This is a genomic window from Moorena sp. SIO4E2 (genome assembly GCF_010671945.1).
GTDB lineage: Bacteria > Cyanobacteriota > Cyanobacteriia > Cyanobacteriales > Coleofasciculaceae > Moorena > Moorena producens.
Genome location: NZ_JAAHIE010001122.1, coordinates 1 through 1,683, shown reverse-complemented (window position 1 = coordinate 1,683; position 1,683 = coordinate 1). Strand labels below are relative to the sequence as shown.

At 46.8% G+C, this 1,683-nt stretch carries 4 protein-coding genes and 1 pseudogene; 4 read left to right on the top strand and 1 reads right to left on the bottom strand.

Annotated elements, in window-relative coordinates; genetic code table 11:
- A partial coding sequence (locus tag F6K37_RS41330) for a type II toxin-antitoxin system HicA family toxin (RefSeq protein ID WP_287257075.1) occupies positions 1-195 on the top strand: 195 nt, incomplete at its 5' end.
- Positions 182-400: a type II toxin-antitoxin system HicB family antitoxin gene (locus F6K37_RS41325; protein ID WP_502708075.1), complete on the top strand. Its 219-nt coding sequence runs from the start codon at positions 182-184 to the stop codon at positions 398-400. The genes F6K37_RS41330 and F6K37_RS41325, both read left to right, overlap by 14 nt.
- A 110-nt stretch (positions 401-510) precedes the next feature.
- Here F6K37_RS41325 and F6K37_RS41320 read toward each other — a convergent pair.
- Positions 511-624 (bottom strand): annotated as a pseudogene (locus tag F6K37_RS41320) (element excision factor XisI family protein); the annotation flags it as partial.
- Positions 625-735: 111 nt separating this feature from the next.
- On the opposite strand from F6K37_RS41320, the gene F6K37_RS41315 reads away from it, so the two are divergent.
- On the top strand, positions 736-1,206 hold the full coding sequence (locus F6K37_RS41315) for a hypothetical protein (RefSeq protein ID WP_008178120.1): 471 nt from the start codon (positions 736-738) through the stop codon (positions 1,204-1,206).
- Complete coding sequence (locus F6K37_RS41310; protein WP_287257074.1) at positions 1,190-1,459, top strand: hypothetical protein; 270 nt, start codon at positions 1,190-1,192, stop codon at positions 1,457-1,459. Before F6K37_RS41315 ends, F6K37_RS41310 begins: the two co-directional genes overlap by 17 nt.
- Positions 1,460-1,683 lie beyond the last annotated feature (224 nt).

Sequence of the window (1,683 nt, the reverse complement as noted above, 5' to 3'; positions counted from 1 at the left end):
AAACAAATGCTTCGCCAAGCCGGTTTTAGAGAAATACCAGGTAAAGGAAGCCATACAAACTGGATACATCCTCTTTATGCTGGGAAACTCACAGTTTCAGGTAAAGACGGAAACGATGCTAAGCCCTATCAAGAAAAGAATGTAAAAAAAGCTATTGAGGAAGTAGAAGGTAACATTAATGATGAGCAAACTTAAATATAAAATGATAATTCAATGGTCAGAAGAAGATAATTGTTTTTTAGTTGGTTTCCCCGACTTCCCCGGACAAAAATGGCGGACTCATGGAGAAACTTATGAAGAAGCAGTTAAGAATGGAACTGAAGCTTTAGAATCTTTGGTAATAGCCTATCAAGAAACAGGTGAAACTCTTCCCGAACCAACTATTAGTAAGGCAGCGTAGTGCGAACGGGCCCCGCGTGACCTACGGTCAATCGCGTAGCGTAGCCCTTTGGCCTAATCGCTGATCTTGTAGGGTGCGCCCTTCGACAGGGTAACCCACCAAACCAAACACTATGCGATCGCATACCCAGTATGTTCACGAATCTCGGGGGGATGAAAAGCCAGAACAATCCTATCCTTCGGTACTCCTGTGGCAACCAATTCATCCGTGATCCCATCTTCAATTGACATCTTTAGCTTACCGGGAATATTCAGCTTAGTAACCCAAGTCTTGGGCTTGATATTTGCCTACATTCGTGGTAATGCAGCCAAACTCTTTGGGAAGTAGTAGCTGGCATGGAGAAAGCCGTCGAAATATTCCAGGTATTACGCGATCGCGGAGCCATGGGACTGTGGGAACATGTTAAGGAACAGTTCAACGACCTGAAACAAACAGTCATCGAACAAATCAATAACATGGTAGTTACCCAGGTGATCACCGCCGGGGTGAAGTGGATTCTGAGCTTGTTAAATCCAGCATCAGCATTTGTCAAAGCCGCCATGGCAATTTATGACATCATCATGTTCTTTGTTAATCGCGGTAGTCAGGTGCTGGAATTGGTAAATGCAGTTGTGGATGCCGTGAGTGCGAACGCGCCCCGCGTGACCTACGGTCAATCGCGTAGCGTAGCCCTTTGGGCTAATCGCATCCGGTGCAGTTGGTGGTGCTGCGAAGTTGGTAGAGAATGCTTTAGCGAAAGCTGTACCAGTGGTGATTGGGTTCTTGGCTTCGCTGTTGGGTATTGGTGGTTTGGCGAAGAAGGTTGAGAAAATTATTGGTAAGATTCGCCAGCGGATTGATCAGGCGATTGATAAGGTGTTGTTGAAAGCGAAGGGGTTATTTAAGGGCAAAAACGGTAAGGGGAGTAAGAATCAGCAAAGTAAAGAAAAAGTAGTTGAAGGCGGACTTAGAGACTTACATGTTGAAGAGAATAAATATTTAAAGGACAATAAAATAACTAAAGCTGTAAGCATTCAGCCGTCAGCGGTCAGCCGTGAGCTAAAAGCTCACGCTACTTGAGGTGCTTTCCGTAACATAGATTAAACGAATACTTACCTGTTTTCTTGATCCCAAGCGCGAGTGGGGGAAACCACGGCAGACCGCGAGTGGGGAGGGGCTGTGTGCGGAACCTGCGTCCGCACCGCTGTTTGCCCCGTGGGAACCCCCGCAGGTCGGCACTGCCTCCCCTGTTCCGAAGCTGCATCGCTTATTCAAAAGCTGTTCGGTGTAGCTTGCCCATAGCC